This is a genomic window from Aeribacillus composti (assembly GCF_007827555.1).
Classification (GTDB): Bacteria; Bacillota; Bacilli; order Bacillales; family Aeribacillaceae; genus Aeribacillus; species Aeribacillus composti.
In genome coordinates this window covers 25,037-43,527 of record NZ_VISS01000037.1, presented here as the reverse complement: position 1 = coordinate 43,527, position 18,491 = coordinate 25,037, and the positions used below count along the sequence as shown (strand labels likewise).

15 protein-coding genes and 2 tRNA genes are annotated in these 18,491 nt (G+C 37.6%); 1 reads left to right on the top strand and 16 read right to left on the bottom strand.

The genetic code is table 11. From position 1 onward, the window contains the following. Nucleotides 1–113: 113 nt before the first annotated feature. Nucleotides 114–674, bottom strand: coding sequence for an AlwI family type II restriction endonuclease (locus FB379_RS16260; protein WP_144598408.1), 561 nt, complete (start codon nt 672–674; stop codon nt 114–116). 1 nt (nt 675) lies between these two features. Beyond that, nucleotides 676–2,490: an AlwI family type II restriction endonuclease gene (locus FB379_RS16255; protein ID WP_144598407.1), complete on the bottom strand. Its 1,815-nt coding sequence runs from the start codon at nt 2,488–2,490 to the stop codon at nt 676–678. Nucleotides 2,491–2,976: 486 nt separating this feature from the next. On the opposite strand from FB379_RS16255, the gene FB379_RS16245 reads away from it, so the two are divergent. Continuing rightward, a complete protein-coding gene (locus FB379_RS16245; RefSeq protein WP_144598406.1) occupies nt 2,977–3,837 on the top strand; it encodes a nuclease-related domain-containing protein in 861 nt (286 codons plus the stop codon). A gap of 410 nt (nt 3,838–4,247) precedes the next feature. Here the strand turns inward: FB379_RS16245 and rlmH are convergent, their stop codons facing one another. The 14 genes from rlmH to FB379_RS16175 all read right to left on the bottom strand — a co-directional run bounded on the left by rlmH (nt 4,248) and on the right by FB379_RS16175 (nt 18,489). Continuing rightward, on the bottom strand, nt 4,248–4,727 hold the full coding sequence (rlmH, locus tag FB379_RS16240) for a 23S rRNA (pseudouridine(1915)-N(3))-methyltransferase RlmH (protein WP_144598405.1): 480 nt from the start codon (nt 4,725–4,727) through the stop codon (nt 4,248–4,250). Between the two features lie 125 nt (nt 4,728–4,852). Beyond that, nucleotides 4,853–5,008, bottom strand: coding sequence for a CxxH/CxxC protein (locus FB379_RS16235; protein ID WP_144598404.1), 156 nt, complete (start codon nt 5,006–5,008; stop codon nt 4,853–4,855). 56 nt (nt 5,009–5,064) lie between these two features. Then, complete coding sequence (locus FB379_RS16230; protein ID WP_144598403.1) at nt 5,065–6,288, bottom strand: S1C family serine protease; 1,224 nt, start codon at nt 6,286–6,288, stop codon at nt 5,065–5,067. A gap of 120 nt (nt 6,289–6,408) precedes the next feature. Further along, a complete protein-coding gene (locus tag FB379_RS16225) occupies nt 6,409–7,203 on the bottom strand; it encodes an MBL fold metallo-hydrolase (RefSeq protein WP_144598402.1) in 795 nt (264 codons plus the stop codon). Nucleotides 7,204–7,212: 9 nt separating this feature from the next. Beyond that, nucleotides 7,213–8,028 (bottom strand): two-component system regulatory protein YycI, encoded by an 816-nt coding sequence (locus FB379_RS16220; protein ID WP_063387770.1) that lies wholly within the window; start codon nt 8,026–8,028, stop codon nt 7,213–7,215. Further along, on the bottom strand, nt 8,015–9,358 hold the full coding sequence (locus FB379_RS16215; RefSeq protein ID WP_066251767.1) for a YycH family regulatory protein: 1,344 nt from the start codon (nt 9,356–9,358) through the stop codon (nt 8,015–8,017). Before FB379_RS16215 ends, FB379_RS16220 begins: the two co-directional genes overlap by 14 nt. Next, nucleotides 9,355–11,187, bottom strand: a complete 1,833-nt coding sequence (gene walK, locus FB379_RS16210; protein ID WP_144598401.1) for a cell wall metabolism sensor histidine kinase WalK — start codon at nt 11,185–11,187, stop codon at nt 9,355–9,357. The genes FB379_RS16215 and walK overlap by 4 nt, the downstream gene beginning before the upstream one ends. A 2-nt stretch (nt 11,188–11,189) precedes the next feature. Beyond that, on the bottom strand, nt 11,190–11,903 hold the full coding sequence (yycF, locus tag FB379_RS16205) for a response regulator YycF (protein WP_063387767.1): 714 nt from the start codon (nt 11,901–11,903) through the stop codon (nt 11,190–11,192). Nucleotides 11,904–12,212: 309 nt separating this feature from the next. Continuing rightward, nucleotides 12,213–12,285: transfer RNA gene (locus FB379_RS16200), tRNA-Phe, on the bottom strand. Between the two features lie 104 nt (nt 12,286–12,389). Then, nucleotides 12,390–12,465, bottom strand: a tRNA-Lys gene (locus FB379_RS16195). Between the two features lie 671 nt (nt 12,466–13,136). Next, nucleotides 13,137–14,429 carry an adenylosuccinate synthase gene (locus FB379_RS16190; protein ID WP_063387766.1) on the bottom strand — a complete coding sequence of 431 codons (1,293 nt, stop codon included), beginning with the start codon at nt 14,427–14,429 and terminating at the stop codon, nt 13,137–13,139. Between the two features lie 155 nt (nt 14,430–14,584). Continuing rightward, a complete protein-coding gene (dnaB, locus tag FB379_RS16185; RefSeq protein ID WP_063387765.1) occupies nt 14,585–15,955 on the bottom strand; it encodes a replicative DNA helicase in 1,371 nt (456 codons plus the stop codon). Between the two features lie 114 nt (nt 15,956–16,069). Continuing rightward, nucleotides 16,070–16,516 carry a 50S ribosomal protein L9 gene (gene rplI / locus FB379_RS16180; RefSeq protein ID WP_063387764.1) on the bottom strand — a complete coding sequence of 149 codons (447 nt, stop codon included), beginning with the start codon at nt 16,514–16,516 and terminating at the stop codon, nt 16,070–16,072. Continuing rightward, nucleotides 16,513–18,489, bottom strand: a complete 1,977-nt coding sequence (locus FB379_RS16175) for a DHH family phosphoesterase (RefSeq protein ID WP_063387763.1) — start codon at nt 18,487–18,489, stop codon at nt 16,513–16,515. Before FB379_RS16175 ends, rplI begins: the two co-directional genes overlap by 4 nt. Nucleotides 18,490–18,491: the final 2 nt, after the last annotated feature.

The following is an 18,491-nucleotide window of genomic DNA, read 5'->3' as shown; positions in this document are numbered from 1 at the left end:
TAGAAAGGACGATTTTTTTGTGCATTTTTTTTAAAAAGTGAAAAAATGAGGGGCTCCAAAAAGTCAGTTACCCTGACTTTTTGGACAGCCCCTTTTCAATTTCATTTTCAATTTCATTTTAAATTGTACTCAATGAAAGTTAGCCATTCTTCAGCTTGATCATATCCTAAGTCACTTCGTAATAATTTTATCAGTATTTCTTTTAGTTTATTAGGATTAAAGTGTTCTCCATCACCTTTTAGCTGTGTAACTAGCTTTTTAAACTGGTCTACTGTTAATGGAATTACAGGTTCTGATTCCTTGTTAAAACCTATATGTCTTGCAAAAGAAAGATCAATACTTTTTCCTAAGAAAAGAGTATATGCTTCTATTCCTTTTTTTTTATATTCTTGTAGGTGCCTGACTACTGAATCCCCTTCATAATCTAGTTGCTTTTCCCCTATCGTGAGGGAACATTCAATTAAAATTGAAAAATGCTCATATTCAACTAATATATCTTCAACACCTGGTATGGCATTACCAATTGGATGACCTGAATCATCAAGCTTAAAGTTTGGGACTAGATTCTTATAGGAACCTAGTTTTTTAAAAACTCTATATGTGTTCCACTCGAAGTAATTTGGAGGATTTATCGTTTTTTCAACTTCTTCATAAAAGTCCAGAATATCTTGCATTTTAAAACCTTACCTCCTTGTCAACAACCCAATTATTTAAAGTTTCTTCTAAACCAGCTTTAATTTGAGTATATTTTCTTTCACACTCTATAGTTGTTCGATATAATGAGACCATCAGATTCTTAATATCATAAGAAGATAACCTTCTTCCTTTTTCAATTAATTTCTTCTGTACCATTAGGAGCATGTTAAACTGTTTTAATGAGAGAGGGATAATTCTTGTGTTTTGAACAATATTGTATTTCATAAACTCCTCAAAAGTATTCTTATTGATTTCTGGCGCAATGAATAAACAATATAGTTCTTTCTCTACTCCTTGCTTTTCTAATTCTTTTTTCATGTTTAAATAATGCCTTGTTACTGGTTCTGATTCCATCTTAAACTGGGTTGCTCCCTTAGAAGTTGTTACTTCACCAAGAACAATAAAGTCTTCATATATAATTTCCATATCAGGCTGGTTACCTGCGGCATGAGTAACTGGTTGTAACTCTTCATCAATAACGAAGTTGTTTTTATATTCTAAAGCATTTCCAAGAATAATGAAGCCATTCCACGTAAGCCATTCAAATACAGTATTTTTATTTGCAATAAAGCGAGCTTTAATTTTCTCTTCAATCACATTCTTTTTCTCATGATATACCTCAAGAAGGTCAATGACTTCTTCAAGTTGACGTGGGTCATTAAAATCTGCTTGTAACTTTTTCTTTTTGAGTTCTAGCTGTAATTCCTTAGCATGGTAAATAACATCTTTTAATGTTTCTACATCAACTTTTTTATTAAGAGAATTATAAATGTCTTCAAGGACTTGTATTTCAACTTTAACATTTGGAAAATGTTCTACTAATTGCTCAGCTAGTCTGGTATTTTCATCTCGTATTCTATGGGCTAGATCTAAAAGTTGTTCTTTTGTCTCAAATGAAAACTGTGGTAAACTCGGATTTCCATAATATTCATGAAATTCCTCTACTCTCGTATAGTTCTTTACAACTTTTGATGAACTGATAATTTCATCAATTAAATCAGATTTTTCTGGATTTAAGACGAGTTGATTCCCTCTTGCAACAAATAGACCTGTATATCGAAAATATCTTGTGGTTGCATCTGCCACATCTCGTGCATTTCTCATTTTAGTTTCAATTTTTGACTTATGTGAAGAGTCAGATTTCCCTTCACGAATTTTACCTACATTTCCATAAATCTTTTCGAATCTTTTAAAAAAGTAATTCTCAGTAAACTCAAGTTTCTTATTTTGTCCTTTTATTTTTTCACGTTCATTACGGAACTGCATTATTTCCTCTGCAATTTCATCCACCTGATTATTATTTGTTGCTGTTAAACAGAACATAGCAATATCTAATTTACTGAGGCCGCCTACCTTTTTTAGTAAGCTAAGAACAAATACAAGAGGATTTATACTCCATTCCTCCTCGGGATATTCCTTACCTTTGTGTTGAAACGATGGATATTGCCACTTTACTAACTGTTTTAAGAAAACATCTTTGGGTCTTCGGTTATTTGCAAGCATTTTCCCTGCTTCAGTTATACGAAGATAACCTTCTTCATCTACAAATACGAAACCATAAGTTTTCATTGGTGCCACTCTGTCTCGAGTAGAAAATGCAGCTTCTTTTTTATAAGTAGTACCTAAGAATTGTGGTAAAGCAGCAAGTTCTTTAGCAAATGCCTCTTGTGCTTTATACCCTTTTACCCCTTTCCAATAACTTCCCTCAAAATTTGCTAGTACTTTTAACTCAGGCTGAATTTTTTCTGGACTTCTAGGTGAACAAGAAACATACCAATTAACTTTTTTAGCCATCTAATCCCTCCTGTAAGACCCATAAATGTGATGTATACCTAGATTATACTGATTAACCAAAAAAAGTAAATGTCCTTTACTCAAAAACTTTAATATTTTTCGTTTTTGAGTAAAAGACATAATAAATATTTATACACTTTATTGTTAAGTTGAACCATTTAGAAATAACTTTTATGCTTATAGTTAGAGTAGAATTTAAAAGGGGAATTTAAAAATTGAAGAAAAAAAATATATCAATAATAGGGGTTCCAATGGATTTAGGTTAAATGCGCAGAGGTGTTGATATGGGGCCAAGCGCAATTCGATATGCTGGTATAGTTGAGCGATTAGAGCGATTAAACTATTCAAATGAATCATATACAATCAAATCTTATTTTTCGTTGCAATACTCTGCACTTGTTTTTTTTCCATACATAGTCTTCTCGCATTATTGATAATCAACTCAACAACATATAACCAATTCCATTAAATGAAAGGACGTAGACTATGCTTTATAAAGCTCGAACTAAGTCTAAAGAATTGTTGATTATGGAGCTTTTGAACACTCGAATGGATTATGAAGGGGAAGTTTTATTTGATGCCTTAACAGAGAAACTTCAATGTGAATGCATTATTTTAAATGACTTACTACTAAATATAAATAATACCAACTTCCAAATTGATTCTTTAATTATAACTTCAGAGAAAAATTATTTATTTGAGGTCAAAAATTATGAAGGGGATTATTATCACGAATCAGATATGTTGTTTAAAATAACCAAATCCGAAATTATTAATCCTCTTCATCAATTGAATAGAAGTAATTATTTATTACGCCAGCTACTCCTTAATCTTGGTTTTAATCCTCAAATTGATGCTTCGGTTGTTTTTATCAATCCTAATTTTACCCTATATCAAGCACCTCTCGATAAACCATTTATTTTTCCTACTCAGCTAGACCAATATTTGGACAAACTAAATACCAAACCTTCAAAGTTAAATAGAAAACACAAGAAGCTAGCGGATAAGCTTATTTCCTTGCATATAACTGAATCGCCTTATCAACAGTTACCATCATATGATTATGAACAGGTACGAAAAGGAATCACCTGTGTTCAATGCAAGTCTTTTTCTATCTACATCGAAGGAAGAAAATGTGTATGTAAGGAATGTAGACACGAAGAATTAGTTACAGCTTCCGTAATGCGGAGTGTGAAGGAATTTAAGCTTCTTTTTCCAGATCATCGGATTACTACGAATGCAATTCATGAATGGTGTCAAATGGTACCATCTAAAAAAAGAATCAGAAGAATTCTAAACAATAATTTTAATCAAGTAGGAGTTCGTCAATGGACTTATTATGAGTAATAAGTAGAAGATCTATCCTTTAGTTAGACTGTATTATTCTTATTTTGGGGTTGTCCAGAAAGTCAAAATCCATTGAAAACGAAACATCATAAGCATTGATATATCAACGTTTCTAAAACATTAAAGGGGCGTCTATAAGCCGGAAAATCGACTTATTAGACAGCCCCTTTTCCTATGTTTCCTATCTTGTTTATGTCCTTCAGGAGTCTTATGAAGGACTTTTCTTATGCTCTCTTTCTTAATTATGTTCTTCAATAGTTTTATGACGGACATTTAGCATATACAATTGCTTCTTTTTGGACTTCATCGCCTCTATGAATGACATTTACAAATTTTATTAGATTATTTTTGTCCTTCACAGTGGCATTTCTCCAAAATCCATCTACTAAGCTATCTCCAAAAACCGCTATTCACTTATGGTACGGTTCCCCCCTCATAATCCGAAATGCCCGATAGATTTGTTCGAGCAAAATGAGGCGCATGAGCTGATGGGGGAAGGTCATTTTGGAAAAGGAGAGGGCTTCGTCCGCCCGTTTCATTACCTCTTTGCTTAAGCCGAGAGAGCCTCCGATTAGAAAGGCGATTTTGCTTTTTCCGTATGTGGCCAGTTTATCTATACTATGTGCGAACTCTTCCGAGGATTTCATCTTGCCTCCAATGGCAAGGGCGATGACGTATGCATCGGTCGGGATTTTGGCTAAAATTCGTTCGCCTTCTTTGTTTTTGATTAGTTCCATTTCCTGCGGGCTTATTTGTTCAGGAGCCTTTTCGTCAGGAAGTTCAATGATGTCAACTTTTGCGTACGATGAAAGACGCTTTAAATATTCGTCGATTCCCTGCTTTAAATATTTTTCCTTCAGCTTCCCAATCGCTATAATTTGAATGTTCAACTTTCATATTTCCCCTTTTTTATTTTATCAACATGTTGATAACTATTTCCCACATAAAATAACAAATATTCCACAGATTTTATCCACAATTGTGGATGAATACCTCTATATTTCGTGTCCGAAAATCAGTTCCCAACTATATATACTGCGGTTTTTTCGCACAATTCACAGGTTGTGGATAAGCTGTGATTAAATTCAATTTTTTGAATATTTGGTGCTGTTTCATACTGGTCTACATACATGTCGATTGCTAAATCAATATGATCCTCGCAGCAATACATTTATAATCCTCCTACCCCATAATGAAAACAGGAAAGCTGATTCGCCTTCCTGTTCTTTAAAAAGATTTTTGTTCAACGAGCTTCAGCTTCACTGTTTTCAACTCGCCGTTTCGATAGAATTTTACTTCCACTGTGCTTCCAACCTTTTGGCTGTATAGCTGCTTTCGAAGCTGGAGAACATTTTCGACCTTTTTCCCAGCAAGCTCTATAATTACGTCCTTCTCTCTCAAACCTGCGCGTTGAGCTGGCGACATCGGCTCAACACTCATCACAATCACGCCGTTTTTAACGTCCTTTGGCAAATTTAATGCCTCTTCCCAATAATAGCTTGGGATGTCTTCAAGAGACTGAAGACCGATTCCCATATATGGACGCTTCACTTCGCCGAATTTTTCAAGATCATTAATAATCGGAATTGCAATGTTAATTGGGATAGACAGTCCGATTCCTTCCACCGCGGATTCAGCAATTTTCATGGAATTAATTCCAATTACTTTCCCGTCTAAATTCACAAGTGCTCCGCCGCTGTTTCCGGGATTAATTGCGGCATCCGTCTGCAGCACTTCCGCCTGCCAATCCACTGTTCCGTTTTCATCAATATCAACAGGAATGGTCCGTTCTGTTCCGGAAATAATCCCTTGTGTAACAGACCCAGCAAATTGCAAGCCGAGCGGGTTTCCGATTGCCAGCACCGGCTCACCCGGTTTGACTGTGTCCGAATTGCCGAATTCAGCAACCTTCTTAACATGCTTTGCATCCACAACCAATACTGCTAAATCCATCAGCTGATCACTGCCGACAAGTTCAGCGGGAATGCGTGTTTCGTCGTTTAATACAACTTCCAATTGATGCGCTCCGGCTACAACATGGTGATTTGTTACAATATAGGCTTTATCGCCTTCCTTTTTGTAGATGACCCCTGATCCTGTTCCTGCTTCTCCCTCTTGTGTTTGATCCCAGAAGCTTACTTGCTGAATATTGACGACTCCGACAACCGCATCACTCACTTTATTAACTGCTTCTGTAACTGCTGAATTCACATTTACATTTACTGTTTTGACTGGCCCTTGGACATTTCCTGTTTCCCCTTCCTCATTTTGCTCTGGACTGATGTTCAGATCATATGGAAGAATATTGAATTGTGCTAATGCTGGAAGGGAGAAAATAACTAATAACGCGCCTAACACGGCTCCGATTAACCCAGCCAATAATGATCCGCCCCGGTTTCCCCTTTGTTTTCTGTTATTATACCGTTCAAAATCATCATCATAATATCCCATCGCCTCATCATTCCTTTCCGATGACGAATGATTTTATCTACATTATTATAGTATAACGCGAGCTGGCAGGAAAAATATATGACAACATTAACATACCCAACGATGGGGAAATTCAAACATTTAAACAGCTACGAGAGGCGTCGGTTTCTTTGGATCTGTATCATATAATTCAAATTGTTCTCCAACAACGAGTCCTTTTTTCTCTAATACTTGCTGGACAGACATTCGTGCGAGCTCTTTCATATTATTTTCTTTACTTAAATGCGCCAAATAAATTCGTTTCGTCTTGTCGCCAATGACATCAGCCATAGCAAGTGCAGCATCTTCATTTGAAACATGTCCAACATCAGATAAAATTCTTCGTTTTACATTCCAAGGATACCGGCACATTCGCAGCATTTCTACGTCATGGTTGCTTTCAAAAATAAAAACATCTGCACCGCGTATGATCCCTTTCATTCTGTCGCTTACATATCCAGTATCAGTAATTAACGCTAGTTTTTTTCCATTGTGGTGAAACACAAAAAACATTGGTTCTGCTGCATCATGGGAAACGCCAAATGATTCAACCTCTAAACTTCCAAACGATTTCGTTTCGCCGATTTCAAAAGTAAACTTTTGTTCTAAATGAATTTCGCCGATTTCTCTCTCCATTGCTTTCCACGTTTTTTCATTCGCGAAAATCGGAATTTCGTATTTTCTCGCTAAAATTCCAAGTCCCTTGATGTGATCGCTATGCTCATGGGTGACTAATATACCGCTTAAATTTTTTATGTCCCGTTGAATTTCTTGAAACAAATTTTCCATTTGTTTACCACTTAATCCTGCATCGATTAACAGGGAATGTTCATCTGTTTCTACATAAATGGCATTCCCTGTGCTGCCGCTCGCAAGAACACTGAAATTAAGGCTCATTTCCTTCACTCACTCCAAATTATTATTCTCTTTCTCCGGTTTAATGACCTGACCTTCCAATGCATTCACATAATAATCTTCTGTTTTATTGACAACTACATGCCATGTCGGAGCCAAAATTTGCTGTTCCGACAGCGGGTATTGTGTGTAATATCCGTATTCTACATCGGTTACTTTACTGTTAGATTTCAAATCATTTTTTTCATAAAGAGCTTCCAATGCTTTAATCGCAGGCAATATTTCCTGCTTCTCCAATTCTTTTATATCTTCTAGCAATGTTTGCTGATAAGACACAATTTCATTTTTATCATTTAAATAAAAGACAATCATACCGATTCCATCACTTACATCTTGAAAAATAATTTTTCCTTTGTATTCCTGCAGACAAATAATTTCCCTTGTTTCTTTGCTGTAGCGCCAAAACTTGTATTGACTGCCCGCAATGATTTGTGTTGTTAAAATTTGCTTGATCTTATTTTCGATATTTTCTCCTACAATTGGAATCGGTTTGTCAAAACTCATCCGAAGCTTTGTTACCGAACGAGTCAACTCCTCATCAGGCAGCATCGGCTTTTGATTTTTCAGTTGTTCGATTTCTTCTTCCTTAAATATTTTACTTTCTGCCGTTATATAAGAACCTTCTATTACTTCTTTTGGAAGCTTCCCAAATTGTATATTTTCCGCTGCAAACTGCTCTTCAATCGTCGTTTTCGTGATCATATCATATTTGGAGCTTTTGATTTTTTCAACATACTGAAAAGCTAAATAAATATCAAGGATCAGGAAGGCAATAATAAACACCGTTTTCGTTTTACTCCAATCCAATACCTTCCCCTCCTTTACCCGCTTTTTTCACATTCAGCCTTTGATATTTATCGTTTTCGAGTTCAATGCACCATATCGGCTCCAAATTTACGATATTTTGCCGTGACGACTGTTGTATGTCATAAGCGGGAAAAATACGTTTTATTTTGTCGGCTTCAATGCTTGGATTATCCTTAATTGCTTCAATTATATCTGCTGCTTTAGGCAAAGTCGTTTTATCTTCCCGGATAAAATCATCCAAATAAAATAACGGACGCTGATATAAGGCAATATCATTCTTTCCCCAGCTTTGCATGATCGTCGTGATCGAATAATGCGAATCGCTGAACGAAAATACTGGCAAATTTCGAACCGTTAGACGAAAATAAATTTTCTGTTCTTGATCCGTTTTTTCGAAGCGATAATCATTTAATCCTGACAGCCAACCGCCATGTTTGTTCAAAAAATCAATGCTCTGCAAGATCAATTTTCCTTTTTCCGTCGTTAAAGACTGGTCAATTGTCGGATTAACGTAAACAACCCTTTCTTTATCTTCGTTGATGACAAGCTGACGGGAGCTGTCTGTATACACAAATTCGGAAGCATTGACATCCCGTTTTACATAACTTGGATCATTAAACAATGCATTTTTAATCTGCTCACCGCTCATTGATTTTGTAAAATATTGAAGGCGATGAATCGGAAACGGCTTTTCAGGCAAAAATAATCCGTTCCAAAACACGTAGCTTTCAAAGTTTTCTTTTTCTTTATACACTTCCGTCCACAAATTGCTTAAAACGGTTTTCACCTGTGCTTCTACAACATATTTATGCTCGTAGTCGACTAAATAAAGTTTTCGGTTCGCTTTCTCGTTTGTCAGAGGAATGTAAATCCGATCAAATTCTATATTGAAATCTTCTTCATCCGTCCAGTCGGTTATTGATAAGAGGGCTGACATCGGAATCGAGTCGTTAAAAATAACTTCAAAGTTAGGGGTTGAATTATGTATTTCCCTGTTTATCCATTGATTAAAACCATATTGCTTTTCAATCTCTCCAGAAATATTTTTGAATTCCTCTAGCTCCCACTGACGAATATCCTTCCAAAGTCTTTCGATGACGATTTCGTCATAAGTTGCGTAATGTTTTATTTTTTCATGAATCATAATATGATCCGGCTGCACGACTTCATAAGGCTTTTTTGTTACATTACTTAACGGGTTGTTTTCAATATAGTTGGAGTTTGAAATTTCCCCGTAGTTTGGCTGATATGTCCAAATATTCCAGGTGAAGAATAAACTTGTCAGCACTAAAAATGTTAAAATAATGGATTTTATCGTTTCCCGGTTCATAGCCAATCATCCTCTTGGTTCTGTTCATATGGCAATGTGAAAAATACAATCGTGCCTTTTCCTTCTTCACTTTCCACCCAAATTTCTCCTCCGTGTGCTTCCACCATCTCTTTTGCAATTGCAAGACCAAGACCGGTTCCGCCCATTTTGCGTGATCTAGCCTTATCAACACGATAAAAACGTTCAAAAATTTTTTTCACACTTTCTTTTGGAATTCCAATGCCTTCATCTTTTACACTGACTTCAATATGGTCAACTTGTTCTTTTACTTGAAAAGAGATTTTTCCGCCTTCAGGAGAATATTTCAAAGCATTGGAAATAATATTATCGAGCACTTGCGTAATTTTATCGGGTTCAATTTCTACATAAAGGCTTTTTTTCGGAATGTTTCGTACAAATGTGACATGCTGCTGCTTAGACATTTCAAAACGATCAATAATTTTGTGGAAAAAGTCTGTGAAATTCACCATGTCTTTATTTAATTGATAATCTTTACTATCTAGTTTTGATAGCTGGAGCAAGTCATTAACAAGCCTAATCATCCGCTCCGTTTCGTTTTGCGTCACTTGTAAAAATTTTGGTGCGATCGTTTCGTCTTTCCAAGCCCCTTCCGCCAATGCTTCCAAATAACTGCGCATTGTAGTAAGCGGCGTCCGCAGCTCATGAGAAACGTTTGCGACAAATTCACGCCGCTCTTGGTTGATTCGTTCCTGCTCTGTTACATCGTAAACTACTGCAATCAATCCGTTAATATGATCTTCATCAATTTGTATTGTAGAAAAGCTGATTCGTAATATATACGGTTTTTCCTCTGTGCTGAAATCTAACAGCATCGGTTCTTGCTGGTTCACTAAATCTTCAAAAGTACATTCATCCGTTAAATCTAAAAGCTCCACAATTGATTTTCCTAAGGCTGTTTCACGTGAAACATTCAACATTTCATGGGCCGGATTGTTCATGACAATTACTTTTCCATGCCGATCTGTAGCTATGACACCTTCTGTCATATGAGTAATAATAGACGCCAGCTTTCTGCGCTCTTCTTCAGTTGTTTCCTGTGCTTCCTCCAATTTTTCCGTGAGATGATTGAACGTTAATGCAAGCTGTCCAATTTCATCTTCTCCATACACTTTTACTTTTCTGGAAAAATTCCCTTTTGCCAGCTCCAACGCTTGCCTTCTCATATCTGACAACGGACGGGTTATAGTGCGGGCAAGAAAAATTCCTAGCGCCGCGGTAATAAGAAGGGACATCCCTGTGCCTGTTGCAAAAATTTTGTTAATCGTCCGCAATTGTGAAAAAACTTCCTCCATTGAGGCAACGACATAAACAACGCCAATTGTTTCTCGTTTATAATCTGTGACGATCGGAGTCGCTGATACGTACATTCGATGCTTCGTTTGCGGATCAAGCAAAATATTGCTTTCAGGCGAACCGACGATTAAAGTCCGTTTAATCATATTTTCAGTTGTTCTTTTCCCGATCACATCTTTGTTGTAATCAGATGTCCCGATGACACGCGCATCTTGGTCCACTACGCGAACTTCATGAATTTCCTCCCGTTTAAAATCTTGCAAAATAGCAGATATCTCATCTTCCATATTCAATGATTCGTCCACTTCTTCATTCGTCATCGCTTGCTCAATCTGGTAAGCCAGCAAATCAATCCGCTGCGAAAGGGAAGATTTAAAATTTTCTATAAGAGAAGATTCCAATTCCTTAACGAAGTAAATACCGATGATTTGCATAGCCAAAATAATCAGAAGCACATAGATCAGCACAATTTTAAAATGTATCGAACGGAAAAAACTCACTCGACTGCTATACATGTTCACTGCTCCTGTTCAGGATTGCGCAAATAATAACCTACCCCTCTTCTTGTCACAATCCATATTGGATGGCTTGGGTTGTCTTCAATTTTTTCCCTAAGTCTTCTAACCGTGACATCTACAGTTCTGACGTCTCCGAAATAGTCATATCCCCAAACGGTTTGCAGCAAATGCTCTCGGGTCATGACCTGTCCAATGTGCTTCGCTAAATAGTGAAGCAATTCAAACTCACGATGAGTAAGCTCGATCGTTTCTCCCCGTTTTGAAACGACATATGCATCAGGATGAATAACGAGAGAGCCGATTTGAATTTCCGACTGTTCAGAAGCCGCTTCCCTTGCAGCATTTGTTTGCTGTCTTCGTAAATTTGCCTTTACCCTTGCCAAGAGCTCTCTTGTGCTGAATGGTTTTGTCACATAATCATCAGCACCAAGCTCCAGACCAAGCACTTTATCGATTTCTGAATCTTTCGCAGTCAACATAATAATCGGCATTTCATATTTTTTTCGAACTTCCCGGCACACTTCCATTCCATCCTTGCTGGGAAGCATAATATCTAACAATATCAAGTCAGGTTTAATTTCTTCCACCATTTCAATCGCGCTTGTTCCATCATAAGCACAGTATACATCAAAACCTTCTTTTTTAAGATTAAACTCTAATATATCTGCAATTGGTTTTTCATCATCAACAACTAATATTTTTTTATTTTCCATCATTTTCTCCCCTTTTGATCTATTAACTTTACTTTACCACGATTACATTCATCTCATCATCAACTTTCAATACAAATGGAAAAAACAAGCAGAAAACCCCTAGCTATTGCTAGAGGTCTTAAATTCAATAGGTTTTGGAACTTAGAGTAAACCCCTGTAAATTCCTATCAAACCTATTATATCAATTTTTATCTTATTGTAACAGCTTGAGATGAGAAATCAAATTTCTATTTACAACCACAAATGTTACCAATTTTGGTTTAACTTACTTATAGCCAAAAATAGCACGGATAAACCGTGCGTATGAAGTGGCTCGGGACGGAATCGAACCGCCGACACAAGGATTTTCAGTCCTTTGCTCTACCGACTGAGCTACCGAGCCGTATAAAGTTTTCAAGAATGCGAACTCTTTTTCCCTCTCTCAAGCCTTTCATATATGTGGATTCTCGAATGTGAGGCAGCTTGTATAATATTTCTCGATTGTAATGGTGAGCCATGGAGGATTCGAACCTCCGACCCTCTGATTAAAAGTCAGATGCTCTACCTACTGAGCTAATGGCTCATAAAAAATTTTTTCCTTCTAATCCATTTTAAAATTTGTCAGATGTCCCTTCCTCTTCTAGCTTTTTCGAGGATGATGGATGCGTCGGGACAACTCGTCGCTTATTCGATGAAGCCTTGCTCGTTGCTCTACCGACTGAGCTAATGGCTCATAAAAAAATTTTTTTCTATCTAATCCATTTTTCATTTGTCAGATGTCCCTTCCTCTTCTAGCTTTTTCGAGGATGATGGATGCGTCGGGACAACTCGTCGCCTATTCGATGAAGCCTTGCTCGTTGCTCTACCGACTGAGCTAATGGCTCATAAAATTTTTTTTTCTTCTAATCCATTTTAAAATTTGTCAGATGTCCCTTCCTCTTCCGGCTTTTTCGAGGATGATGGATGCGTCGGGACAACTCGTCGCCTATTCGATGAAGCCTTACTCGTTGCTCTACCGACTGAGCTAATGGCTCATAAAAAAATTTTTTCTATCTAACCCATTTTAAAATTTGTCAGATGTCCCTTCCTCTTCCGGCTTTTTCGAGGATGTTAGATGCATTGTGCGAACAGTTCGGAGCCAATACGCTCATTTTTCTCAAGACGTGTATAATAATATCATTTCTAGAGGGACAAAACAACGATTTTTTTTAATTTCACAAAAAAAAGAGGGAACAGCCGATCCCTCCAAGTTTATTATATTGGACTGTATACACTGCGGACAACATTTGTTTGTGAACGATCTGGACCAACTGAAAAGATGGAAAGTGGGATACCTGTTAACTGGGAAATCCGTTCAACATAATGGCGTGCATTGTCAGGAAGATCGTCCAAGCTTTTTGCCCCCGTAATGTCTTCCTTCCAACCCGGCAATTCCTCATAGACAGGTTCGCACTGTGCAAGTACTTTTAAACTTGCTGGAAATTCTTCTAAAATTTCACCTTTGTATTTGTAGGCGATGCATATTTTTAATGTTTCGATTCCTGTCAATACATCGATGGAATTTAAAGATAAATCAGTTATTCCGCTTACCCGGCGCGCATGGCGAACAACAACGCTGTCAAACCAGCCCACTCGACGTGGACGTCCTGTTGTTGTGCCATATTCCCGTCCAACTTCACGAATTTGATCGCCAATTTCATCGTGGAGCTCTGTCGGAAACGGACCGTCTCCTACACGAGTTGTATAAGCTTTTGATACGCCGACAACATGTTTAATTTTCGTAGGACCTACACCTGCTCCAATTGTCACACCGCCTGCTACTGGATTGGAAGATGTAACAAAAGGATATGTACCTTGATCGATATCAAGCATAACGCCTTGAGCTCCTTCAAATAAAACACGGCGTCCTTCATCAAGCGCGTCGTTCAGCACAACAGATGTGTCGCATACATATTGTTTGATTTGTTGGCCGTACTCGTAGTATTCATTTAAAATCTCTTCCAGTTTAAACCCTTCAACTTCGTATACTTTTTCAAACAGGCGATTTTTTTCTTCTAAATTTCTTCTCAATTTTTCTTCAAAGACTTCACGATCCAATAAATCGGCGATGCGGATGCCAATACGGGCTGCTTTATCCATATAGGCTGGACCTATTCCTTTTTTCGTCGTCCCGATCTTGTTGGCTCCTTTTCGTTCTTCTTCCACTTCATCCAATTTTAAATGATAAGGCAAAATGACGTGAGCGCGGTTGGAAATTCGCAGATTATTTGTTTGAATTCCCCGTTTATGCAAACCGTTCAACTCTTCTACCAGCGCTTTAGGATCGACAACCATTCCGTTTCCGATGACACAAATTTTATCTTGATAAAAAATACCGGATGGGATTAAATGCAGTTTATATGTTTCACCGTTAAATTTGATTGTATGGCCAGCATTGTTTCCACCTTGGTAACGGGCGATCACTTCCGCATTTTGAGAAAGGAAATCGGTTATTTTCCCTTTTCCTTCATCCCCCCATTGTGTACCAACAACAACAACTGATGACATGTGTGCACCTCCGTGTTCACCAAAAATCCAATACAAAGAAACAAGTTTATTCTACCAATTGTAGCAAGTAGAGTCAATAAAATCCGAACGTTCACTTTATTATTAAATATTTTGTTCGTGTTATATAAGATGCTTACAAAAAAACAACTGCCTCATCAAGAGACAGCAGGAGGAATATGATCGTCTTCATATCTCCTTTCAAGATTTACAAATTTATTATATTCTTTTACAAATGCAAGCTGAACAGTTCCTACAGGGCCGTTCCGCTGCTTGGCTATAATGATTTCAATAATATTTTTGTTTTCTGATTCCGTATTGTAGTAATCATCTCTGTATAAAAAGGCGACGATATCTGCATCCTGCTCAATACTACCGGACTCCCGAATATCTGACATCATCGGGCGTTTATCTTGACGCTGCTCGACGCTTCGTGATAGCTGGGATAATGCGATGACCGGCACTTCCAATTCACGTGCCAAAGCCTTAAGAGATCTTGATATTTCCGAAACTTCCTGCTGGCGGTTTTCCCGATTCCGCCCGCTTCCTTGAATTAATTGCAAATAATCTATGATAATTAAACCAAGGCCCTTTTCCTGTTTTAACCGTCTGCATTTGGCGCGAATATCACTCACTCTTATGCCAGGTGTATCATCAATATAAATGCCGGCATTTGATAAACTCCCCATTGCCATCGTCAACTTTCCCCAATCATCCGGGGTTAAATTTCCCGTTCGCAAATTTTGGGCATCTATGTTTCCTTCTGCGCATAGCATACGCATGACAAGCTGTTCCGCACCCATTTCCAAGCTAAAAATCGCTACATTTTCGTCCGTTTTCGTCGCAACATTTTGAGCGATGTTTAAGGCAAATGCAGTTTTACCGACAGACGGGCGGGCCGCTACGATAATTAAATCATTTCGCTGAAAGCCGGCCGTCATACGATCCAATTCGGAAAAGCCTGTAGGAATTCCTGTAATTTCCCCTTTGCGATTGTGGAGCATTTCAATTTTATCGTATGTTCGAACAAGAATATCTTTAATGTTTTGAAACAATCCGGCTTTTCTCCGCTGCGCCACTTCCATGATGCTTTTTTCGGCTTCTGTTAAAAGTGTTTCCACATCGTCTTCCCGATTATAGCCTTCTTGAGCTATAGCCGTTGCTGTTCGTATAAGTCTTCTTAATATCGATTTTTCTTCAACAATTTTCGCATAATATTCGATATTTGCTGCTGTAGGAACGGATCCCGCTAAATCGCTTAAATAAGAAACCCCGCCAACCTCTTCCAAAATTTTCGCATCCGCCAAGTCTTTTGTCACAGTTACTAAATCGACGGGCTCTCCTTTTTCCGAAAGCCTCAACATCGATTGAAAAATCTTTTGATGGCTGGATCGATAAAAATCTTCAGGAACTAATATTTCGGAAGCTAACATAAGCGCTTCAGGTTCTAAAAAAATTGCCCCAAGCACTGCCTGCTCTGCTTCTATATTTTGTGGTGGAATTCGATCACTGACCAGAAGATCATTCAAGATGATCACCGCCTTACCGTGGACACATAAATTTTTTCTCCAAAAAGTATAAAGAGAAATGTGGCATTACTTCAAGATCAACTTCTTTCCATAATACCACATTGCTCCTTGCCATTATTCTTCTGTAACATGTACCTTTAACGTCGCCGTCACTTCCGAATGAAGCTTAATCGGAACATTTGTATAGCCTAAAGAACGAATCGCATCTGGAAGATCAATCTTCCGTTTATCGATTTGAATATTATGTGCTTTTTTTAATTGATCAGCAATTTGTTTGCTTGTTACGGAACCAAATAATCTTCCGCCCTCACCGGCTTTCGCTTTTAATTCAACCGTGATTTTTTCAAGCTGTTCTTTTAATTTTTTTGCCTGCGCTAATTCTTCCGCTGCCTCTTTTTCTTCTTTTTTCTTTTGCGCTTCCAGCTGTTTTAAATTGGCACTTGTCGCTTCAACAGCCAAACCTTTTTTAAAAAGATAATTTTGGGCATAGCCGTCAGCTACATTTTTTACTTCACCTTTTTTCCCTTTCCCCTTTACATCTTGTAAAAAAATCACTTTCATTCTTCATTTCTCCCTTCTAAATATTGTTGAACAGCTTCTTTTAATCGTTTTTCTGCTTCATTTATCGTAACATGCTCCAGCTGGGTCGCGGCATTTGTTAAATGCCCTCCACCTCCAAGTGCTTCCATTATTAATTGAACATTAAAATCGCCCAATGATCTAGCACTAATACCGACTGTATGTTCATCACGCTTCGCAATGACAAACGACGCCAATACGCCGTTCATTGATAAAAGAGTGTCAGCTGCCTGAGCAATGATCACTTGATCGTAATATTCATCTTCTCGATCTGCTTTTGCTATTGCAACCCCATTATTCATAATCTCTGTGTTTTGAATGAACTTGGCACGTTGAACAAATTGTTGAATATCCTCTTTCAACAATTTTTGGACAAGGATTGTATCCGCTCCTTTTGATCGCAAATAAGACGCCGCATCGAATGTTCTAGAGCCTGTTCGAAGCGTGAAGCATTTTGTATCTACCGTAATACCTGCCAACAATGCAGTTGCCTCTATTGTACTCATTTTAAATTCTGCAGGCTGATATACTAAAATTTCCGTAACAAGTTCAGATGTAGATGATGCATAAGGTTCTATATAAACAAGCAGTGGATCTTGAATAAATTCTTCTCCCCTGCGATGATGGTCAATGACTACTACATGGTCAATTTCGCTCAGCAATTTTTGTTCAGCCACCATTGAAGGTTTATTCGTATCTAGAATCACGAGAAGAGAATGATCTGTTGCAATATTCAGGGCTTCATCCGGAGTGATGAATCTGGACCATAACTCAGCGTCCTTCTTTACTTCCTCCACAAGCTTTTGAAGTCCTTGGCCGAATTCTTCATGATTTACAACAATAAAACCTTCTTTATGATTGATTTGCGCCACCTTCAATATTCCAATTGCTGAACCAATTGAATCCATGTCAGGATTTTTATGACCCATAATAAATACTTTATCACTTTCACGAATGATTTCTTTTAATGCATGAGAAATCACTCGAGCTCTAACGCGTGTGCGTTTTTCGATCGGATTTGTTTGTCCGCCGTAAAATTTAACCTTGCCATTTCCCCGTTTAATAGCAACTTGGTCTCCTCCGCGGCCTAAAGCAAGATCTAGACTCGACTGCGCCAGATGCCCCAATTCAGACAGATCTTTAATGCCGGCTCCAATCCCGATGCTTAAGGTGAGAGAAACATTTTGAATAACCGCTTTTTCTCTGACTTCATCTAAAATAGAAAATTTCGTTTTTTCAAGCTCAGCCAAAATTTTTTCATTAAAAACCGCAATAAAACGTTCAGAGGAAACTCTTTTTAAAAAAATACCGTTATCGACTGCCCATTTATTTAATATGGATGTCACAAGGCTGTTTAAATTGCTCCGCTTTTGATCGTCGAGCCCTTGTGCGATTTCATCATAATTATCTAAAAATATATAAGCTAAAACAATCCGTTCGCTTTCATACTGCTTTTTTAGTTCCGTGTGGTCCGTTTCATCAAAAAAATAAAGAAGCCTTTCTTCTTTTTTGACAATGACGCGAAATTTACGGTTTTGAAGAGTCACGATATCGGAATCTATCCCTTTTTGAAATAACACTTTTAATGTTTCAGAAATTTCGTCAAGAGGACGACCGACCAGCTTGTCGTTCTTAAAATATGAAGCTAAAAATGGATTGACCCATTCCACGGCAAATTGATCGTTGATAAGCATAATGCCAATCGGCATCTTCATAAAAACTTCATCGCCAGCTTTTTTCAAACGAAACGTTAAATCAGAAATAGAATGTTCCAATTCCAATTTCAATCGTTTAACAGCATAAAAGAAAAAAAACAACAGACAACCTGCAACGATTGCGCTAATACAGCCAATCACCCAATTATAAAATAACAGAAAACCGATCATTGCCGCTATTACGCCAATGAGTGCGTATAACGGGTAAAAGAATAAAGGTTTTTCAAAAAAACTCGGCATTT

Bases quoted from the DNA above. Each gene is read 5' to 3' on its own strand.
- FB379_RS16190 (WP_063387766.1), bottom strand. From the start codon at position 14,429: ATGTCATCAGTTGTTGTTGTTGGTACACAATGGGGGGATGAAGGAAAA.
- FB379_RS16175 (WP_063387763.1), bottom strand. From the start codon at position 18,489: ATGCCGAGTTTTTTTGAAAAACCTTTATTCTTTTACCCGTTATACGCA.
- FB379_RS16255 (WP_144598407.1), bottom strand. From the start codon at position 2,490: ATGGCTAAAAAAGTTAATTGGTATGTTTCTTGTTCACCTAGAAGTCCA.
- FB379_RS16245 (WP_144598406.1), top strand. From the start codon at position 2,977: ATGCTTTATAAAGCTCGAACTAAGTCTAAAGAATTGTTGATTATGGAG.
- FB379_RS16230 (WP_144598403.1), bottom strand. From the start codon at position 6,288: ATGGGATATTATGATGATGATTTTGAACGGTATAATAACAGAAAACAA.
- rplI (WP_063387764.1), bottom strand. From the start codon at position 16,516: ATGAAAGTGATTTTTTTACAAGATGTAAAGGGGAAAGGGAAAAAAGGT.
- FB379_RS16215 (WP_066251767.1), bottom strand. From the start codon at position 9,358: ATGAACCGGGAAACGATAAAATCCATTATTTTAACATTTTTAGTGCTG.
- yycF (WP_063387767.1), bottom strand. From the start codon at position 11,903: ATGGAAAATAAAAAAATATTAGTTGTTGATGATGAAAAACCAATTGCA.
- walK (WP_144598401.1), bottom strand. From the start codon at position 11,187: ATGTATAGCAGTCGAGTGAGTTTTTTCCGTTCGATACATTTTAAAATT.
- FB379_RS16260 (WP_144598408.1), bottom strand. From the start codon at position 674: ATGCAAGATATTCTGGACTTTTATGAAGAAGTTGAAAAAACGATAAAT.
- FB379_RS16225 (WP_144598402.1), bottom strand. From the start codon at position 7,203: ATGAGCCTTAATTTCAGTGTTCTTGCGAGCGGCAGCACAGGGAATGCC.
- FB379_RS16235 (WP_144598404.1), bottom strand. From the start codon at position 5,008: ATGTATTGCTGCGAGGATCATATTGATTTAGCAATCGACATGTATGTA.